This window comes from Segatella albensis DSM 11370 = JCM 12258 (assembly GCF_000426565.1).
In the GTDB taxonomy this organism is placed as follows: Bacteria; Bacteroidota; Bacteroidia; order Bacteroidales; family Bacteroidaceae; genus Prevotella; species Prevotella albensis.
Genome location: NZ_AUFP01000001.1, coordinates 181,116 through 199,094 on the forward strand (window position 1 = coordinate 181,116; position 17,979 = coordinate 199,094).

Genomic DNA, 17,979 nt, shown 5'->3' on the forward strand with positions numbered 1-17,979 from the left:
TATGATAAAATGGCTACTTGCGAGTATACTTACTCTCATAGAGCTTAATTGTGAGAATTTATTCGACTGCACACATGATGCAGGAAAACTGGATGCGGAGTGGTTACCGACTGGAACATATCGGTGGACTCCGCATCGATATTATAAAAAGCTCAATGGAATAGCACGCGTCATCCTATCACAAACAGAAGATTCTGAATTGGAGAATAAACTTCCTTCTCTCATTATACTTACCGAGGTAGAGAATGATTCTGTGATGAGAGACTTGACTAAGCGATCTTTACTGAGAAATGCCGGATATGATTACATCATGACAAACAGTCCTGATGCAAGAGGTATTGACGTAGCATTAATGTACGATCCCTTTGCCTACAAGCTTGTAGAATGGCATGGCATTAGAGTGATTCCACTAAAGGGAATGAAGGCCACCAGAGACATCCTATATGCAAAATTATCCGATCAGAATAATCAGACCTTATTTGTCCTTGGCGTACATGCTCCAAGTAAATTAGGTGGTGAGAAGGAATCTATGCCTTTCAGAAAGACTGTTGTAGATAAACTGATCTATACTTCCGACTCGATACGACAACAGGAAGGTGACAATGCCAAAATCATCATCATGGGAGACTTTAACACAGGACATAATTCCCAAGAACTTCAACCTCTCCTGCATGAGAATTTCATCAATGTCACCCAAAATGCAACGGGAAGACATGGAGCCAAGGCTTCTTATAAATATCATGGTAAGTGGGAAAGCATAGACCATTGTTTTATGTCTTCTTCGCTGGCAAAAGACGTGATGGACAGTTGGATAGGTGATAAGACATGGACCTTGATAGAAGACGACACCTACGGAGGTTTAAAACCCTTCAGATGTTATCTTGGTCCGAAGTATCTTGAAGGTTACTCCGATCATCTTCCATTAGTAATCACACTAACAACAAAATAACAAAAGATATTATACAAATTCCATCTATTTTTTGCATACATCAGTTTTATTTCTTACTTTTGCATCAAGAAGCTCTGATAGTTCAATGGATAGAACGTAGGTTTCCTAAACCTTTGATCCGGGTTCGATTCCCGGTCGGAGTACTTTTAATTAACCAATTTTACATTAATACTATGCTTGGAGCCATTATTGGAGATATCATAGGGTCCAGGTTTGAATTCTCAGCCCCACCCCGGAAAGATTTTAAATTATTCACAGAAGATGCAGAGTGTGGATTTACTGATGATACCATCTGCACAGTAGCTATTGCGGATGCTATTCTTAAGAACATCCCTTATCAGGAGTCCTTACTGAATTGGTGCCGTAAATATCCCAATCCTATTGGCGGATATGGTGTCGGATTCAATGATTGGATAAACGAGAAAAATCCACAGCCTTACAACAGCTTCGGAAATGGAAGTGCTATGCGTGTGAGTGCCATAGGATGGCTATTCAATGACTATCACGACATCTTACAACAGGCTAAACTAAGTGCTGAATGTACTCATAATCATCCTGAGGGTATCAAGGGAGCTCAATGTGTGGCTACCTTGATATATTGGTTGAGAACATGCAGAATCACTAAGGACGAGGTAGAACATGCTGTCAAGAAGAATTTCGGCTATGAGATTCCCCCGCTCAAAGATATCTATAAGATAGGAAGTGAAGGGCATTTTGATGGTATCTGCCAGGAAACCGTACCTTGGGCTATTAGATGCTTCCTGGAGAGTCAGAACTTTGAAGACGCTATACGAATAGCGGTCTTGGCAGATGGGGATACCGACACCAAAGCTGATATCACCGGCGCTATAGCTGAAGCTTTCTATGAAATTCCAGACACAATGATAGAGAAAACTTTCAGTTATCTTCCTAAAGACATGTTGGCTGTAATAGATCAGTTCTTCGAGAGATTCTCAACCGACAACAGATAGCCAATTGAATCCTGCAATGTTTAACAAATCTTTCATTGTTTAATTTTCAACCGATAAAAGGTGGTTATAATTCGTGAATTCAGAATAAAAGACTAGTTGATTGGGAATACAAAAATTACGAGTAAAACATAACTTCCTATTAATCAACGTGTTATATCATTAGCATTCGCTTTGATAATCAAAATATAGTGGGTATGTAGGCTTATACAGTTAACTGCATAGGTCTACATACCTACTCGCATCAGTTCACGCAGTTAACTTCGTAAGCTGATGAAGTTAACTGCGATCAAAAAGACAACTTTAAAAAAGATGTTTTTCTTCTTTTTATGGGCTTAGATGCTGTCTTTTTGCTCTAGATGGAGCAAAAAGATGAACACTTTTTCTTTTAACAGTTATGGGATAAAGTTTAAATATTATAAAAAGATTCATCCAATACCGATGGATGAACATAAAATAAGCCCTATGATTTATAATGAATCATAGGGCTTATTATAAATAGGTATCTCAGCCGAGATACCTATTTATATATTATTCAGCTACGGCAACTTCTGCGTTAGCCTTGTCCTCCTCACGAATCTTCTTACCCAAAACAAGATATGCCATTGGAGAAGCGATGAAGATAGAAGACAATGTACCAATTACGACACCGATGATCATTGCGAATGCAAAGCTACGGATACTGTCGCCACCCAATACGAAGATTGATACCAACACGATCAATGTTGATACTGATGTATTAATGGTACGTGCAAGTGTCTCGTTGATAGACTTGTTGAACAATGCCTGAATATCAGTCTTTTCCAAAAGTCCTTTACGCTCGCGAAGATGCTCACGGATACGGTCGAATACAACCACAGAGTCGTTGATATCATAACCGATTACTGTCAGGATAGCACCAATGAATGTCTGGTCAATCTCCAAAGAGAAACCAATCCAACCATAGCACAGTGAGAAGAAACCGATAACGATAGTTGTATCCAGAACCAAGCCGACAATAGAACCGATTGAGAAACCGATGTTGCGGAAACGGAGCAAGATATAGAGGAAGATAAATACCAATGCAAGGGCTACACTGATGATTGCACCATAAGTGATATCCTTAGCAACTGAAGGACCTACCTTTGCACTGCTGATGATACTACCACCCTGACGGATATCTGGGTTCTTGAAGGCCTCAACACTAGACTGGCTAATGAAACCTGCCTTCTTAAGTTCCTGATAAAGTTTTGTTTCTACTTTGTCATCCTCTGTAGGACTATTGGTATCAATATTATAATTGGTAGAAATACGGATTGTCTTGCCATCTGTACCAATTGCAATCACAGAAGTTGTTGCCAACTTACCTGCATTTGGACCTACAGTATTGGTAAACGCATTACCAAGGACTGAACGTACCTGCTCTACCTCTACTGGTTTATCAAGTGTTACAACATAGTTACGACCACCTGTAAAGTCAATACTCTGACTCAAGCCACGAACTGCGAAACTGATGATACAGATTACGATGGCAACACCCCAAGCAGTGAAACTCTTCTTGTACATACTCATGAACTTGAAGTTTGTTCCCTGCATCAGATTCTTACTGAAGCCTGTCCAGAACTTCAGATTCACCCAACGATTATTCTTAAGCTGATATTCATAAACAAGACGTGTCAGGAATACTGCTGTGAAGAATGAGATAACAATACCGATAATCCATGTAGTAGCAAAACCACGGATAGGACCAGTACCGAATACATAAAGGATTACACCTGTGATAAGAGATGTGAGGTTAGAGTCGAAGATTGCAGAGAATGCGTTGCTATAACCAGCTGCTACAGCCTGCTTCATTCCCTTACCTGCACGAAGTTCTTCCTTGATACGCTCATAGATAAGTACGTTGGCATCTACCGCAGTACCCAAGGTAAGTACCATACCGGCAATACCACTCATCGTAAGGGCTGCCTGGAATGAGGTTAATATACCGAGTGTAAAGAATACATTGACGATCAATGCAAGATTTGCAATCATACCAGGAACGAAATTATACATCAATACCATGTATAAGATCAATAATACGAAAGCAATAACGAATGATACAAGACCTTGCTGGATAGATTGAGCACCCAAAGTAGGACCAACAACTTCTTCCTGTACAATATGAGCAGGAGCTGGCATACGACCAGACTTCAAAGTGTTAGCCAAATCTTTTGTATCTTGAATGGTGAAGTTACCACTGATCTGTGAATTACCACCATCAATCTCCTGATTTACGTTTGGTGCAGAATATACGACACCATCCAAAACAATTGCAATAGCCTTACCAATATTGGCCTTGGTTAACTGAGCCCACTTACGAGCACCTTCTGTATTCATGCTCATGCTAACTACTGGACGACCCATCTGGTCGAACTCATCCTTAGCATCTGTGATAACATCACCCTCCAACGGAGCACGTCCATTAGATGTTGTAACCTTCAAGGCATGAAGTTCGAAGATATTCTTCGCCTGGATGCCATCAGCTGGCTTTGCACTCCACAACAACTTCAAGTCATTAGGAAGTACTTGCTTAGCGACCTGAGAATAGATGATCTTATTGATGGCTGCTGTATCACGAACACTTGCATAACCTACTAGGCTCAAGCTCTGACGACCTGTGAGCTGAAGACGAGCAAGAAGAGGATGCTGCTTGATAGCTGCCTTCTCTGCTGCGCTCTCTGAAACTGTAGCATTCTTATTTACGCCCTTCAACTGGAACTTAGAAGGAGCCTTTTTCTCTGGCTTTACTGTTTTAGTGGTATCAGCTTCTGCACCAGCTACCATACGTGCATCAAGTTGCTGAAGGTAAGGAGCAATCTCATCGCTGTTATAAGTCTCCCAGAATTCCAAGTTTGCAGAACCCTGAAGTAACTTACGCATACGCTCTGGCTCTTTGATACCTGGCATCTCTACCATGATACGGCCTTCCTGTCCCTCTAGTTTCTGAATATTTGGCTGAACAACACCAAACTGGTCGATACGGGTACGAACGACATTGAATGAATTGTCGATGGCTGCATTAACCTGCTCGCGAAGTACCTTCTCAACTTCACTATCAGAACTCTGAGGAGAAACCTTGCCCTGCAACTGTTGTGTAGCAAAAATTTCTGCCAACTTGTGTCCAGGAGCATTCTTATGATATGCATTGATGAACAATGAGATGAAATCACTCTGACTCTTCTCCTCTTCCTGACGAGCTTCCTTCATTGACTTTACAAAAGCTACATCAGTCTTGTGGTCAGCAAGCATCTCAACAACATCAGGTACTGAGATCTCAAGAACAACATTCATACCGCCCTTCAAGTCTAGACCTAGACCAATCTGGGTTTCCAAGCACTTCTTGTAAGAATAGACACCCAAATATTTCACAGAGTCCTTATAATCCTGCTGTGCCACTGGGTCGCTAATCTTGGCTGCCTGACTATCGTAATAACTGGTTGCTCCAGCAAAAGATAGGTAGAAAACGCTGACAAGTGTCAACGCTACGGCAACAAAAATTACTAATCCTTTGTTTTGCATTTTTATTTTGATATGTTTTTAATTATTGATTTTCTTGGTTTACACTATTATAGACATGCAAAAATACACATTTTCTGCCATTTATGAAAATTTATTGCCACATATTTTATCCTTTTACTTGCTTTTTTAACCAACATGTTATGGGATAATGATCAGAAGCCTTTATCTTACTGTCTACAACGCATCGATATGGGATAAAATCATCTGAGCACATCATATTGTCTATCCTCACAAAGAAGCCTCCGCGATGATAGCTTATTCCTAAACCATTTCCTGACTCTATATAGCAATCTTTCAGTTTCTTAGCGATCACCCTATGGGCATAGGAGATAGGACCATCATTGAAATCTCCACATACGATTATCGGATATCTCAGATGTTGTCCTATATAGTCGGCAACGGCATCTGCTTCCGGTGCGCGTTTCCGAGTGGATTCGGCGAGTTTCTTCACTAGCATCTTTGAGGCTTCTTCGGCAGTATCCTTATGTAGTTTCCCCTTTAACAGATTCTTGAAATCTTTCCGCTGTTCTTTTGTCAAACCTGTTGTCTCCAAATGATTGTTTACTACGACTACGGTATCTTTGCCTACGAGCAATTTCCATGCTCCACTCAGATTGCCTCTCGACTCAAACTCGATCCTGTCTTTGCCTACTATCGGATAACGGGAATAGATGGCTATAGCTTCTCCTCCATCTCCTACGGACATGGTATCGCTATATTGATAAATGGGATTAAGTTTCTGATCGATATCATCTTGAGAAACTACTGTTGTTGAAAATTCCTGTAAGCATACAATATCTGCCCGTTCATTACACAGATAGTTCAGGATCTCCATTCCTGCGTTTTTTGAATGGTCGTATTCACCAAACGACAGGATGTTATAAGACAACACTTTAATGGAGTTCCGAGGCACGTCATGTGAGACATTGATGGGGATATATTTCCGTACAGGACTATAACAGATGATGAAACCGATAAACGGTATCAAAGAGAAACGAGGCTTAAAGATTAACCAGAATATCAGGAAACCCAAATTTATTAACAGAAAAACAGGGAACGCCAGTCCCACATTGCTAAGCATTGGAAATTCCGTAGGATTAAGATAATCCGAGTATCCTACCAAGAACATGAGGATAATAGACGAGATATTAGCCCCAGCCAGTATTTGCAAAGTATATTTTTTGAAGTCTCTCAGCATAACAATGAAAAATTATTTATGCTGATCGAAAAGTTTCTGCTTTTCTTCATTCGTAAGGGCGTCATAACCGCTCTTCCTGATTTTATCAAGTATTCTGTCTATCTCTTCTTGATTGGCTTTTCTTCTGGCATCCCGCTTTCTATCGGTCTGTCTATCATCATGATAATAAGAATTTGATTGGCAATTTGTCTTTTCCCGCTCAGTCTCTTCAAACATTCTCTTTATCTTATTTATGATCTCGTCTCCCTTCCGATTCTTATTATTGCCATTCTGTAGACTCTTACTCCAATATTTTATCATGATGAAGCCAAAGACCATACCACCAAGATGGGCAACATGAGCCACACCATCACCGGTAGTTGTAATTGCTAGATAGAGTTCTATCACCACATATCCCATCACAAGCCATTTTGCCTTGATCGGGAATGGGAATGGAATGATAAACATTCGTTCGTTAGGGAACAGCATTCCAAAAGCCAAAAGTATAGCATACACAGCTCCTGAGGCTCCTACCGTAGTCCATTGATTAATCAAACTAGGATCTATAGGCATATAGGTTATATACTGCATATATTGTGCAAATTCCTGGAACAATCCAGCACCAACGCCACAGCAAATGTAATAAAAAAGGAATTTCTTAGCACCCCATATACGTTCTATAACGCACCCGAACATCCACAAAGCGAACATATTGAACACAATATGCGTAATATTTGCGTGCATAAACATATACGTGAACAACTGATAATAGTGGAAATCTGGCGCTAAGAAGAAATGAAGGCCGAATATGTTATTTAAGTCCAAAGGGAGACCACTTGGACCAGAAACCATTCTCAATATTTCCATTGCAAGGAATGCGATAATATTAATTATCAACAAATTCCTCGTCATAACCGTCAACTTCAACATAATGCGTAGAATTAATGTGTCTAGTAATATCAATAACAGCAGCAAAAGTACTAAAAAAACCTCTGATAACCACAACAAAAAGGGGTGTTAACAACTTTTTTTTTGTATTTTCCGTATTTTTCTTGTTTTTTTGTTGTAATTATCAAAAGTGTTTTCTATATTTGTCATCAAATAACATAAAATTTTATCGAATTATTAATTTCTAAATTTAAAATTATGAACAAGACAGAATTAATCGAGAAGGTAGCTGCAAATACCGATTTAGCAAAGGTAGATGCAAAGAAAGCTGTTGAAGTAGCATTAGACGCATTCAAGGACGCTTTGATAAAAGGCGACAAGATACAGTTGATTGGTTTTGGTACTTTCTCTATCAATGAGCGTCCTGCACGTACAGGTATCAACCCAGCTACAAAGCAGAAGATTAATATCCCTGCAAAGAAGGTTGTTAAATTCAAGGCAGGTGCTGAACTCGATGCTGCAGTAAATAAATAATTGTCAACAATTATTCCAATATAGAAGGATGGCCATAATGGTCATCCTTTTATGTTTTATATAGGTACTTGCTTGAGCTATAATGCAAAAATAGCCAAGTAGTAAAAACCACTCGGCTATTTCTGTTGTCCTAGGCGGACTCGAACCACCACTGACAGAACCAAAAACTGTAGTGCTACCATTACACCATGGGACAATCGTGTTTGCAAAGGTAGTGTTTTTTTATGCCACTACCAAATTTTTCTGCAACTTTTTTAATTTTATATAGCTTATAACGCTTACTTTACAGTAATGAGATAATAATTCTTCTTTCCACGCTGTACAAGAAGGTACTTACCATCTATCAAGTCGTCTGTTGTAACAGGGCGATCGAATGCTGTAAGTTTCTCTTTATTCAAACTTACACCATTTCCCTTTACCAACTTGCGCATCTCGCTCTTACTTGGGAATATATCCCATCCTTCCTGACAGAACAGGTCTACGGCTGGAGTGCCCAATTGGTCCTTATCAACAGTGTAATGAGGAACATCCTTGAATACATCATTAAGTGTAGCCTCATCAAGTTGAGCCAAACTGTCTTTAGTAGCCTTACCAAAGAGGATGTTACTTGCGGCAATAGCCATGTCAAGGTCTTCCTTTGAATGTACCATTGTGGTAACTTCTTCGGCCAAACGACGTTGTAAGATACGACGTCCTGGGTCCTGATGATGTTCTTCGATCAAGCCTTCGATGGTTGGCTGATCCAAATCGGTAAAGATCTTGATATAACGTTCTGCATCAGAATCTGTTACATTCAACCAGAACTGATAGAATGCATACGGTGTTGTTCTGTTACGGTCAAGCCATACATTGCCACTCTCTGTCTTACCAAACTTCTTGCCATCAGCCTTGGTAATCAAAGGACATGTAAGGCAGAATGCTTCTGCATCATTTCCTAAGGTACGGCGGATCAATTCGGTACCTGTTGTCATATTTCCCCACTGGTCGTTACCACCGAGCTGTAGTCTTACACCATAATGCTGATACTGATACAAGAAATCGTATCCCTGAAGCAACTGATAGGTAAATTCTGTGAAAGAAAGTCCATCACGAGCCTCACCATTCAGACGTTTCTGTACAGAATCCTTAGCCATCATGTAATTTACTGTGATGTGCTTACCTACCTCACGAGCAAAATCAAGGAATGAGAAGTCTTTCATCCAATCATAGTTGTTCACAAGTTCGGCCTTATTAGGCTCTGTGCCGTCAAAGTCGAGGAATTTTGCTACCTGTTTCTTAATAGCCTCTTGGTTATGATAAAGTGTCTCAGAATCAAGCAGATTGCGTTCTTGACTCTTACCAGAAGGGTCACCAATCATACCTGTAGCGCCACCGACAAGCAGATAAGGCTTGTGACCACAGCGCTGCAGATGACGCAGCATCATAATACCACAAAGGTGACCAATATGTAATGAATCAGCCGTTGGGTCTGTACCTAAATAAGCTGAGACCATATGCTTCTGAAGATACTCTTCAGTTCCAGGCATGATCTGAGCCAGCATACCACGCCATTTCAGTTCTTCAACAAAATTTTTCATCGAATGAATTTAATATTTACTTTAATTTATTAGGGCGTCTCTACAGGAAAACTTACGGAACAGGATCATATCCACTTCCACCCCACGGATTACATCTTAAAATTCGCCATATTGCTAACGCTAACCCCTTTATAGGTCCATGCTTCAGAATAGCTTGACGGGCATATTCGGAACATGTAGGAGTAAAGCGACATGATGGTGGCGTATATGGAGTAATAAACTTCTGATAAAACACAATAGGCTGTACCAACAACCAAGCTATTGCATGAGAAACCTTATCTATAACAGCCTTGAATAGGTTCATATTTTCTCTACAACTCGTTGCATCAGCAGTCCTACACATCTTTCTACATCAGAGGTCTCATGTAATTGGTCATCCAACCAGATAAGGGCCATCACCAATTTCTTGGTCTCACGTCCGTCCATAACCTGACTGAGGATATGTTTGTTTCTCCGATATACCTCACGAACCTGGCGTTTTACGCGATTGCGTTTCACAGCGCGTTTGAAACAACGCTTAGGCACGCTCACAAGTAACATAACGGATGGCTCACCTTCGTTTCGTTCCATCTGCTGAAAGACCAAGCGCAAAGGATAAACCGACATAGAAGAGCTTCCTCCATGTGAAAAGAGACGGTCAATGAGTAATTTACTACATACACGCTCTTTCTTATTGAATGTCAAAGTCTCGTCTTCCGACATTTACTTATTTTTCTTCAGATAATCTTTGAGAGCAGCTGTCATTGAAGGGAACTGTTTGGTAGGAGCTTCAAAATCCAATCGTAAACCTTCCTCCTCAACAGTCTTTGCTGTAGCCGAACCAAATGCTGCAATTTTGATATCACCCTGTACAAAATCAGGGAAATTCTTCTTCAAAGCCTTTACACCTGTAGGACTAAAGAATATCAACATATCATAGTCGAATTTCTTTTTCTCCTCTTCACTAAAATCATTACTTACCGTGCGATACATCACACACTCTTTATGATTCAAGTCTTTAGATGTCAATAGATTAGGGATACTATCATTGTGTACACTACTCATAGGAACAAGATATTTCTCATTCTTATGTTTAGTCATCAACGGAATTAATCCATCTATTTTTCCTGTTGTACCAAAGAATATCTTGCGCTTACGATACTGCACATATTTCTGAATGTATAAGGCGATATTCTCAATAACGCAGAAGTATTTCATCTCTTCTGGTATTGTGACACGCATCTCTTTAGCTAACTTGAAATAGTTGTCTATTGCATGGCGAGAGGTAAATACCACAGCAGAGTAATCTAACAGATTCACTTTCTGCTGACGGAATTCCTTAGAGTCTACGCCCTCGACCTTGAAGAATGGACGAAATACACAGTCTACACCAAATTCTTTCTCAATATCGTAATATGGTGATTTTTCGCTAGTAGGCTGTGGTTGTGAAACCAAAATCTTCTTAATCATCTCTATTCTGTCCTAAAAATTTATTTTCAAATAATTATCAATCATAAGAAGCACTCCTCGCAATGCGAATAGGGGAACTACTTCAAGGGCACAAAAGTACAAAAAAAATTGCACAAAAGCGCCTATTTTATAGAAAAATATAATATACAGTTTATAGAACGTAAGTAATTTAAACAAAATGATAACTATCATTGTATAAATTACCGCACTCTCCATCGACAACCCGAAGAAGGAAAGCAGTAGAATCATAGGAAACTGAGCTGCACCTTCTGCTGCCGTCAGAAAGGAGAAAGAGCGAAACCATTGTTCATTTTTTTTCTTATCGAAGAACACCCAGTTTACAAACCAGTAGGCTATTCCCTTCAAGGAAAAATATAGCAGGAACGCCAATGAATATATTCCTATTACGCCATAGTTTGCTATAATGAATGTCTCACTGAGGAATGTTCGGGTAAAGAAGAAATAAGTAATGGCCAGAAGCAAACAGGTCTGGAGTAAGAAGAAAAATTGGAACTGCATCTCTACAGAGGTTTCTCTTATTCCTGTATCTGTATTTCTTGGAGCATAGAAGAACTTCTTGATCTGACGAAGAATAAACTCTTTCGTTTGGGCAATAGAAATTGCACCCAACACAAAGCAACCCAGCAATATACTCGTTATCAGGTTATCACCGGCAATAGTGTAAGGTATAGGGTCGCCGGCCACACCTAAACGTCCCCCCGGTAACTCGGGATGGAAAAGAGAATCTTTCGAGAAAAAAGATTCTTTGTAGTAGGTAGGTAAACTGACATCGCGCAAACTATGTCCTATTGGCTGTCCAGGCAGATGCAGGGTATCTGGGCAAGAGCTCCAATGCACAGGTTGTGGAGAAAAGTGAGCCTGTATCATGGAATCCTGCTCTTCAGGCGTAGCATTTTTAGGCAACCAGCTCAGCACCTCGCAAGGTGTGAGCTGATGACTATGATGCTGTACCGATGCCACATTTTGCTCTGCATCGGACAAGAAGGAAGTACTGTCTGCCTGTAATACTGACATTACCTTTATAGATTAAATGCCTTTTTAATTGTTTCTATCTGATCGAGTTTCTCCCATGTGAAGAGTTCTACATCCATGGTCTTTGTCTCATGATAGCGACTTGTGAAAGTCTTCTTTACGATTTCATTCTTTCTACCCATATGTCCATAGGCTGCTGTCTCCAAATACATCGGCTGTCTCAGTTTCAACTTGCGCTCGATAGCTTTTGGACGGAGATCGAACATCTCACCAATTTTCTTAGCAATATCACCATCCGACATCTTCACATTGCTACGGCCATAAGTATTCACATAGATACTAACAGGTTCTGCCACACCAATAGCATAAGCCAATTGTACCAGCATTTCATCGGCTACACCAGCTGCTACCATATTCTTGGCAATATATCGCGCAGCATAGGCAGCACTACGGTCTACCTTAGAAGGGTCCTTACCGGAGAATGCGCCACCACCATGAGCACCTTTACCACCATAGGTATCTACGATAATCTTACGACCTGTAAGTCCTGTATCTCCATGAGGACCACCGATAACGAATTTACCTGTAGGGTTTACGAAATATTTGATGTCATCATTGAACAATGACAGAACTTTATCATCGCAAAGAGCTTTTACTCTAGGCATCAAGATATTGATAACGTCATCTTTGATCTTTGCCAACATGCGATCATCATCACTATCAAATTCGTCATGCTGTGTACTTACGACGATCGTATCAATGCGCTGAGGAATGTTATCGTCGCTATATTCTACCGTCACTTGACTCTTAGAATCGGGACGAAGATAAGTCATCACTTTACCTTCCTTGCGAATATCTGCAAGAACTCGCATAATCAAATGCGCCAAATCAAGAGACACAGGCATCAGGTTTTCCGTTTCGTTACAAGCATAACCAAACATCATACCTTGGTCACCAGCACCCTGATTATCTTCATCCTCACGACTCACGCCACGATTGATATCGTCGCTTTGCTCATGAATGGCAGAAAGGATACCACAAGAATCACCATCAAATTGATATTCCGACTTGGTATAACCAATCTTCTTGATTGTGTTTCGGGCTATAGTAGGTAAATCAACATAAGCTTCAGAACGAACTTCACCCATAATGACCACCTGACCGGTTGTTACAAATGATTCAATAGCACAGTGTGCCTGATTATCATATGCCAGGAATTGATCTAACAAAGCGTCTGAAATCTGATCTGACACCTTATCTGGATGTCCTTCTGACACTGATTCTGATGAAAATAAATACGACATATCGTTATTCTCTAATTATTAATTCTTATATGAACGTGCAAAGTTACAAATTTTTAATTTACCCACCAACTATTTTAGGCATTAACCCTAAAAATTACATATTTTATTCATTGATACCCTTCGGGTGATGCTTTTTATAGTTGATATTTCGTGGATGATGCTCTAATATTTCTCGTCGCAAGTCACTTATTTCCAAGTGGGTATAGATTTCTGTAGTGCCAATACTCTCATGACCTAACATGGCTTGTATAGATCTCAGATCAGCCCCTCCTTTCAACAATGCTGTGGCAAAGGAATGGCGCAGGGTATGAGGTGAGATCGTTTTCTTTATTCCTGCCAATTTGGCCTGTTGCTTGATCATGATAAGTACCATGACTCTCGTGAGATGATGACCGCGACGGTTTAAGAAAACATAACTTTCCTCACCGGGTTTGATTTTTAGTTTATTTCTATCATAAGCCCATAGTTCCAGTTCGCGAATCGCTTTGTCTGATATCGGGACAAGTCGTTCTTTTTTACCCTTACCAATTACGCGAAGAAACTTTTCTTCTATAAATAAGTTGCTATATTGTAAGTTTACTAATTCTGACACTCGAAGACCACAGGAAAAGAGGACCTCTATGATCGCCTTATTGCGCTGTCCCTCTGGCTTACTCAGATCTATGGATGCTTCCAGCGCATCCACCTCCTCGGTAGACAGATATTCTGGCAGATGTTCACCAATATGAGGCGAAGCTAGCAATTCTGTAGGATCATCTTTCAGATATCCATCCTTTACCAAGAAACCATAGAAAGACCTTATTCCACTAAGTATTCTCGCTTGCGATCTGGCTCCAACAGCCTTGTCATGTAACCAAGCGACAAAGGTGTCCATATCCTCCAACTTTACCTCCAGCAGCGACATCTTCTGTTCCTCAAGGAAGTCCATAAGATATTTCAGGTCATGTTGATAAGCAGCCAGAGTATTCGGAGAATAATTTCGCTCTAGTTTCAGGTATCTGACATAGCTTTTTACAATATTCGTAATATATTTTTTGTCTTTCTCCATTTTTTGCTTTATCTTTGCAGCAAAGATAAACAATTTTTCTGATATGAAAATACAAATTATTAACGGACCTAATCTTAATTTGCTTGGCGTAAGAGAACCAGAAATCTACGGCAACCATAATTTCGAGACATATCTTCAGGAGCTACGCAGCAAATTTCCTGATATCACCATAGAATATTATCAGAGTAATATAGAGGGTGAGCTCATCAATAAAATCCAAGAGGTCGGTTTTGATTATGACGGTATTGTACTGAATGCGGGAGCCTACACACATACAAGCATTGCTTTACAGGATTGCATTCGTTCTGTAAAATGTCCATGTGTCGAAGTACATATCTCGAATGTACATACACGAGAGGAATTCCGTCATCATAGTTATATCAGTGCTGCTTGTCTGGGAGTAATTTGTGGTTTTGGCCTCAACAGTTATGAACTTGCCATCCGAGGCATCTATGAACACCTTGAGTCAAACAAATAATTGCCACATGACAGAAACAGAACTTATCCATCAATATATTCTTGACCATAGTGATGCTGAGGGTGAATATCTTCATCGCCTTTGGCGTGCAACCAATATCCATACCATACATGGTCGTATGGTCAGTGGACATCTACAAGGTCGCATCCTGAAAATGTTTGTACGAATGATCCAACCTAGGAACATTCTGGAAATAGGTACATTCAGTGGATATAGTGCGATCTGTATGGCAGAGGGATTAAACGAGGATGGTAAGATTTATACCTTTGATGTTAACGACGAAATAGAAGACTTCACTCGTAGTTGGATTGAAGGCAGTGGATTTGGCGATAAGATAGAAATGATTATCGGCGATGCTAAGGAATATGCTCCCAAACTGGGGGTCACGTTCGATATGGCCTTCATTGATGGAAACAAGCGTACTTATATAGAAGACTACGAGATGACTCTCAGCATCCTTCGGCCCGGAGGTTTCATCCTAGCAGACAACACTTTATGGGATGGACATGTTGTAGACCCTTCTTACAATCATGACCGACAGACACAGGGTATAGAATCTTTTAATGATTATGTTGCCCAAGACGCAAGAGTAGAAAAAGTTATGCTACCCTTGCGTGATGGACTGACCATTATCCGAAAAAAAGATTAATTGAGTAATCGCTTGCTCAGATATCTTACAGGATACCATACGGCTAACCAACCTACTGTAACTACTGTAATGAAAATCAGAAGTACATCGATATAATGGACACTTACTGGATAAGAATCTACGATAAATGAGCCTTCTGAATCTCCTAGTCTAACAAAGCCATATTGCTGCTGTAAAAGACAAAGTAGAAGACCGATACCAATACCGATAACTGCTCCTATTACAGCGATCATTCTTCCCTCAAACAAGAAGACTCTTACAATCTGTTTATCACTGGCACCCAGATTCCTCAGTGTAACGACATCATTTTTCTTATCTATGATCAGCATTGACAACGAACCGATGATGTTGAAACAAGCTATGATCAAAATAAACGTAAGGAAGATATAGGCTATAATCTTCTCGACAGACATAATCTTGAATGTATCTTCCTGTTGCTCAAACCGGTCAAGGACTCTGTATTTATCGCCCGCTATCTTACTGATCTTTGCCTTCACGGCTTCCAGGTCAGAACCAGACTTCAGTCTTAGTTCCAAAGCAGACAGCATTCCTTGCTGTCCAAATAGATTACGCGCAAAGGCTATAGAAGTGATGATATAGTTCTTGTCATACTTAGCTTGTTTTACGGAGAATATCACTCCTGGAGACAACAAAGAGTCTACGACAAAACCGTCTGCAGGATTAGTCATATCCAATTGTCCTTCTTTCTTAGGAGCATATACTTTCAGATAACCATCCCATCGGCTCCCTGTTCCCAGATCCATTGCCAGACGTATTCCCAATGTTCCATATTGCAGATTAGCCGCATGCAACTGGAAACTGCCATCACCTGTAAGTATATCATTGATGTGGGACAACTCTGCAAAGTTATCATCCACGCCCTTGATTTTGACCATGGCCTGTTTCCCGTTAAACATGGCCAATGCCTGATCTTCCACACACTCTGTAGCGATATCTACCTCTGGCAGTTGCCTTATCTGAGTTAACACCGGATCATCAGAAAGTGCAGTTTTTCCCATAGCCGGAACGATCTCCAACTGGGGGTCGAAGCTAGTGAAAAGTGTTGCTACTAAATCGTGAAATCCATTAAAGACACTCAGCACGATAACCAATGCCATAGTAGCAACAGCCACACCGATTACTGAGATTGCACTAATCACATTAATGGCATGGGTACTTTTCTTTGAGAAAAGATATCTGCGAGCAATAAAAAATGGAAAATTCATTATTTCTTCAACAATTCGTCGATATGTTCTATATAGTCAAGGGAGTCATCGATAAAGAATCTTACCTCTGGCACAACACGTAATTGCTTACCCACACGGGTTCCCAATTCAAAACGGATAGACTTCTCGTTCTTTCTGATATTCTCCAAAATCTCATCACCCTTATCAGAAGGGAAGATAGACAAGTAGGCTGTACAGATACTCAGATCAGGACTTACGCGAACTCTTGTCACACTAACAAGCACACCATGTGTCTTACTGGTTTGCAACTGAAAAATTGTTGCGAGCTCCTTCTGTAGGAGTCGTGATATTCGGTTTTGTCTCGTTTCTTGCATAACTTTATAATTTAATCATTCAAAATCGACATGACTCACATGCACATCTTCATGTAGAAAGATTCTTGCACTTTCTTTAAACTTATCTGGGTTCTCCGTTGTATAATAATTACAATTTCCACCCTTTGTACAGGCCTTCTCTATATCGGGATGACGCTGCAGATAATCCTTCAAGCTGTCTGCCACATACTCACCTTGTGGTACAATTCTGACATTAGGATTCACATACTTCAGGATTTTAGGCATAAGCAGTGGATAGTGCGTACAACCTAATATGATAGTATCTATATCTGCATCTTTGTGCATCAACTCATCAATACGCTTCTTTACGAAGTAATCGGCTCCCGGACTGTCCGCCTCATTATATTCAACAAGCGGCACCCAGAAAGGACAAGCCACTCCACTGACTTTAATATCCGGCCATAGTTTACTGATTTCCAAATCATAGCTATGACTTTTCACCGTACCTTCTGTGGCAAATAGTCCTACATGATTATTTCTCGTCAGATGACCGATAACCTCTGCCGTCGGTCTAATCACTCCCAATACGCGTCGCGAAGGATCCAATTCTGGAAGGTCTCTCTGCTGAATACTTCTCAAAGCTTTAGCAGAAGCTGTATTACATCCCAATATCACCAAATGGCATCCCATCTCGAAAAGTTTGATAACAGCCTGACGGGTAAACTGATATACCACATCGAACGAGCGTGTTCCGTAAGGAGCACGTGCGTTATCACCCAGATAGATATAATTATAATCTGGCAGCAACTGTCGAATTCCATGCAATATGGTCAGTCCGCCATATCCTGAGTCAAAGACACCAATTGGTCCTGGATTTAATGGTAATCTCATTCTATTCTATAA

18 protein-coding genes and 2 tRNA genes are annotated in these 17,979 nt (G+C 40.3%); 6 read left to right on the forward strand and 14 right to left on the reverse strand.

What is annotated here, in order from left to right:
- The first annotated feature begins 1 nt into the window (after nucleotide 1).
- From K333_RS0100825 to K333_RS0100835, 3 genes are all read left to right on the forward strand, one after another.
- On the forward strand, nucleotides 2-949 hold the full coding sequence (locus tag K333_RS0100825) for an endonuclease/exonuclease/phosphatase family protein (RefSeq protein ID WP_027452218.1): 948 nt from the start codon (nucleotides 2-4) through the stop codon (nucleotides 947-949).
- A 71-nt stretch (nucleotides 950-1,020) separates the two neighbouring features.
- A tRNA-Arg gene (locus K333_RS0100830) sits at nucleotides 1,021-1,092 on the forward strand.
- Between the two features lie 30 nt (nucleotides 1,093-1,122).
- Nucleotides 1,123-1,920: an ADP-ribosylglycohydrolase family protein gene (locus K333_RS0100835; RefSeq protein WP_024989473.1), complete on the forward strand. Its 798-nt coding sequence runs from the start codon at nucleotides 1,123-1,125 to the stop codon at nucleotides 1,918-1,920.
- A gap of 528 nt (nucleotides 1,921-2,448) precedes the next feature.
- On the opposite strand, the gene secDF is transcribed toward K333_RS0100835, so the two are convergent.
- From secDF to K333_RS0100850, 3 genes are all read right to left on the reverse strand, one after another.
- Entirely contained in the window at nucleotides 2,449-5,457 is a 3,009-nt protein-coding gene (secDF, locus tag K333_RS0100840; protein ID WP_024989474.1) for a protein translocase subunit SecDF, read from the reverse strand.
- Nucleotides 5,458-5,563: 106 nt separating this feature from the next.
- Nucleotides 5,564-6,655 (reverse strand): endonuclease/exonuclease/phosphatase family protein, encoded by a 1,092-nt coding sequence (locus K333_RS0100845; RefSeq protein WP_024989475.1) that lies wholly within the window; start codon nucleotides 6,653-6,655, stop codon nucleotides 5,564-5,566.
- A gap of 12 nt (nucleotides 6,656-6,667) precedes the next feature.
- Nucleotides 6,668-7,564 carry a rhomboid family intramembrane serine protease gene (locus K333_RS0100850; protein WP_024989476.1) on the reverse strand — a complete coding sequence of 299 codons (897 nt, stop codon included), beginning with the start codon at nucleotides 7,562-7,564 and terminating at the stop codon, nucleotides 6,668-6,670.
- 216 nt (nucleotides 7,565-7,780) lie between these two features.
- Here K333_RS0100850 and K333_RS0100855 point away from each other — a divergent pair, with 216 nt between their 5' ends.
- Complete coding sequence (locus K333_RS0100855; protein WP_024989477.1) at nucleotides 7,781-8,056, forward strand: HU family DNA-binding protein; 276 nt, start codon at nucleotides 7,781-7,783, stop codon at nucleotides 8,054-8,056.
- 125 nt (nucleotides 8,057-8,181) lie between these two features.
- Here K333_RS0100855 and K333_RS0100860 read toward each other — a convergent pair.
- The 8 genes from K333_RS0100860 to xerA all read right to left on the reverse strand — a co-directional run bounded on the left by K333_RS0100860 (nucleotide 8,182) and on the right by xerA (nucleotide 14,427).
- Nucleotides 8,182-8,252: transfer RNA gene (locus K333_RS0100860), tRNA-Gln, on the reverse strand.
- 82 nt (nucleotides 8,253-8,334) lie between these two features.
- Complete coding sequence (gene tyrS, locus K333_RS0100865; RefSeq protein WP_024989478.1) at nucleotides 8,335-9,633, reverse strand: tyrosine--tRNA ligase; 1,299 nt, start codon at nucleotides 9,631-9,633, stop codon at nucleotides 8,335-8,337.
- A 52-nt stretch (nucleotides 9,634-9,685) separates the two neighbouring features.
- Nucleotides 9,686-9,937, reverse strand: coding sequence for a membrane protein insertion efficiency factor YidD (gene yidD / locus K333_RS0100870; RefSeq protein ID WP_024989479.1), 252 nt, complete (start codon nucleotides 9,935-9,937; stop codon nucleotides 9,686-9,688).
- A complete protein-coding gene (locus K333_RS0100875; RefSeq protein ID WP_024989480.1) occupies nucleotides 9,934-10,335 on the reverse strand; it encodes a ribonuclease P protein component in 402 nt (133 codons plus the stop codon). The genes yidD and K333_RS0100875 overlap by 4 nt, the downstream gene beginning before the upstream one ends.
- Nucleotides 10,336-11,082 (reverse strand): uroporphyrinogen-III synthase, encoded by a 747-nt coding sequence (locus tag K333_RS0100880; RefSeq protein WP_024989481.1) that lies wholly within the window; start codon nucleotides 11,080-11,082, stop codon nucleotides 10,336-10,338. It abuts the gene before it with no gap.
- A gap of 12 nt (nucleotides 11,083-11,094) precedes the next feature.
- A complete protein-coding gene (locus tag K333_RS0100885; RefSeq protein ID WP_027452219.1) occupies nucleotides 11,095-12,117 on the reverse strand; it encodes a DUF4271 domain-containing protein in 1,023 nt (340 codons plus the stop codon).
- Between the two features lie 5 nt (nucleotides 12,118-12,122).
- Nucleotides 12,123-13,379 (reverse strand): methionine adenosyltransferase, encoded by a 1,257-nt coding sequence (gene metK / locus K333_RS0100890; protein ID WP_027452220.1) that lies wholly within the window; start codon nucleotides 13,377-13,379, stop codon nucleotides 12,123-12,125.
- A 103-nt stretch (nucleotides 13,380-13,482) separates the two neighbouring features.
- A complete protein-coding gene (xerA, locus tag K333_RS0100895; protein WP_027452221.1) occupies nucleotides 13,483-14,427 on the reverse strand; it encodes a site-specific tyrosine recombinase/integron integrase in 945 nt (314 codons plus the stop codon).
- Nucleotides 14,428-14,470: 43 nt separating this feature from the next.
- Between xerA and aroQ the strand changes: the two genes are divergently transcribed.
- Nucleotides 14,471-14,905, forward strand: coding sequence for a type II 3-dehydroquinate dehydratase (aroQ, locus tag K333_RS0100900; RefSeq protein ID WP_024989483.1), 435 nt, complete (start codon nucleotides 14,471-14,473; stop codon nucleotides 14,903-14,905).
- Nucleotides 14,906-14,912: 7 nt separating this feature from the next.
- Entirely contained in the window at nucleotides 14,913-15,554 is a 642-nt protein-coding gene (locus K333_RS0100905; RefSeq protein ID WP_024989484.1) for an O-methyltransferase, read from the forward strand.
- Here the strand turns inward: K333_RS0100905 and K333_RS0100910 are convergent.
- The 3 genes from K333_RS0100910 to murI are packed head-to-tail and all read right to left on the reverse strand — an operon-like array spanning nucleotide 15,551 to nucleotide 17,967.
- On the reverse strand, nucleotides 15,551-16,780 hold the full coding sequence (locus K333_RS0100910; RefSeq protein WP_027452222.1) for an FtsX-like permease family protein: 1,230 nt from the start codon (nucleotides 16,778-16,780) through the stop codon (nucleotides 15,551-15,553). The genes K333_RS0100905 and K333_RS0100910 overlap by 4 nt on opposite strands.
- On the reverse strand, nucleotides 16,780-17,115 hold the full coding sequence (rbfA, locus tag K333_RS0100915) for a 30S ribosome-binding factor RbfA (protein ID WP_024989485.1): 336 nt from the start codon (nucleotides 17,113-17,115) through the stop codon (nucleotides 16,780-16,782). Before rbfA ends, K333_RS0100910 begins: the two co-directional genes overlap by 1 nt.
- Before the next feature lie 15 nt (nucleotides 17,116-17,130).
- Nucleotides 17,131-17,967: a glutamate racemase gene (murI, locus tag K333_RS0100920; RefSeq protein WP_024989486.1), complete on the reverse strand. Its 837-nt coding sequence runs from the start codon at nucleotides 17,965-17,967 to the stop codon at nucleotides 17,131-17,133.
- Nucleotides 17,968-17,979 lie beyond the last annotated feature (12 nt).

What these genes read in the sequence shown, in the direction of transcription:
- K333_RS0100875 (WP_024989480.1), bottom strand. Translation starts at nt 10,335, where the DNA reads ATGTCGGAAGACGAGACTTTGACATTCAATAAGAAAGAGCGTGTATGT.
- xerA (WP_027452221.1), bottom strand. Translation starts at nt 14,427, where the DNA reads ATGGAGAAAGACAAAAAATATATTACGAATATTGTAAAAAGCTATGTC.
- secDF (WP_024989474.1), bottom strand. Translation starts at nt 5,457, where the DNA reads ATGCAAAACAAAGGATTAGTAATTTTTGTTGCCGTAGCGTTGACACTT.
- K333_RS0100880 (WP_024989481.1), bottom strand. Translation starts at nt 11,082, where the DNA reads ATGATTAAGAAGATTTTGGTTTCACAACCACAGCCTACTAGCGAAAAA.
- tyrS (WP_024989478.1), bottom strand. Translation starts at nt 9,633, where the DNA reads ATGAAAAATTTTGTTGAAGAACTGAAATGGCGTGGTATGCTGGCTCAG.
- K333_RS0100905 (WP_024989484.1), top strand. Translation starts at nt 14,913, where the DNA reads ATGACAGAAACAGAACTTATCCATCAATATATTCTTGACCATAGTGAT.
- yidD (WP_024989479.1), bottom strand. Translation starts at nt 9,937, where the DNA reads ATGAACCTATTCAAGGCTGTTATAGATAAGGTTTCTCATGCAATAGCT.
- K333_RS0100850 (WP_024989476.1), bottom strand. Translation starts at nt 7,564, where the DNA reads ATGTTGAAGTTGACGGTTATGACGAGGAATTTGTTGATAATTAATATT.
- metK (WP_027452220.1), bottom strand. Translation starts at nt 13,379, where the DNA reads ATGTCGTATTTATTTTCATCAGAATCAGTGTCAGAAGGACATCCAGAT.
- rbfA (WP_024989485.1), bottom strand. Translation starts at nt 17,115, where the DNA reads ATGCAAGAAACGAGACAAAACCGAATATCACGACTCCTACAGAAGGAG.
- K333_RS0100845 (WP_024989475.1), bottom strand. Translation starts at nt 6,655, where the DNA reads ATGCTGAGAGACTTCAAAAAATATACTTTGCAAATACTGGCTGGGGCT.
- K333_RS0100855 (WP_024989477.1), top strand. Translation starts at nt 7,781, where the DNA reads ATGAACAAGACAGAATTAATCGAGAAGGTAGCTGCAAATACCGATTTA.
- K333_RS0100910 (WP_027452222.1), bottom strand. Translation starts at nt 16,780, where the DNA reads ATGAATTTTCCATTTTTTATTGCTCGCAGATATCTTTTCTCAAAGAAA.
- K333_RS0100885 (WP_027452219.1), bottom strand. Translation starts at nt 12,117, where the DNA reads ATGTCAGTATTACAGGCAGACAGTACTTCCTTCTTGTCCGATGCAGAG.
- K333_RS0100825 (WP_027452218.1), top strand. Translation starts at nt 2, where the DNA reads ATGATAAAATGGCTACTTGCGAGTATACTTACTCTCATAGAGCTTAAT.
- K333_RS0100835 (WP_024989473.1), top strand. Translation starts at nt 1,123, where the DNA reads ATGCTTGGAGCCATTATTGGAGATATCATAGGGTCCAGGTTTGAATTC.
- aroQ (WP_024989483.1), top strand. Translation starts at nt 14,471, where the DNA reads ATGAAAATACAAATTATTAACGGACCTAATCTTAATTTGCTTGGCGTA.
- murI (WP_024989486.1), bottom strand. Translation starts at nt 17,967, where the DNA reads ATGAGATTACCATTAAATCCAGGACCAATTGGTGTCTTTGACTCAGGA.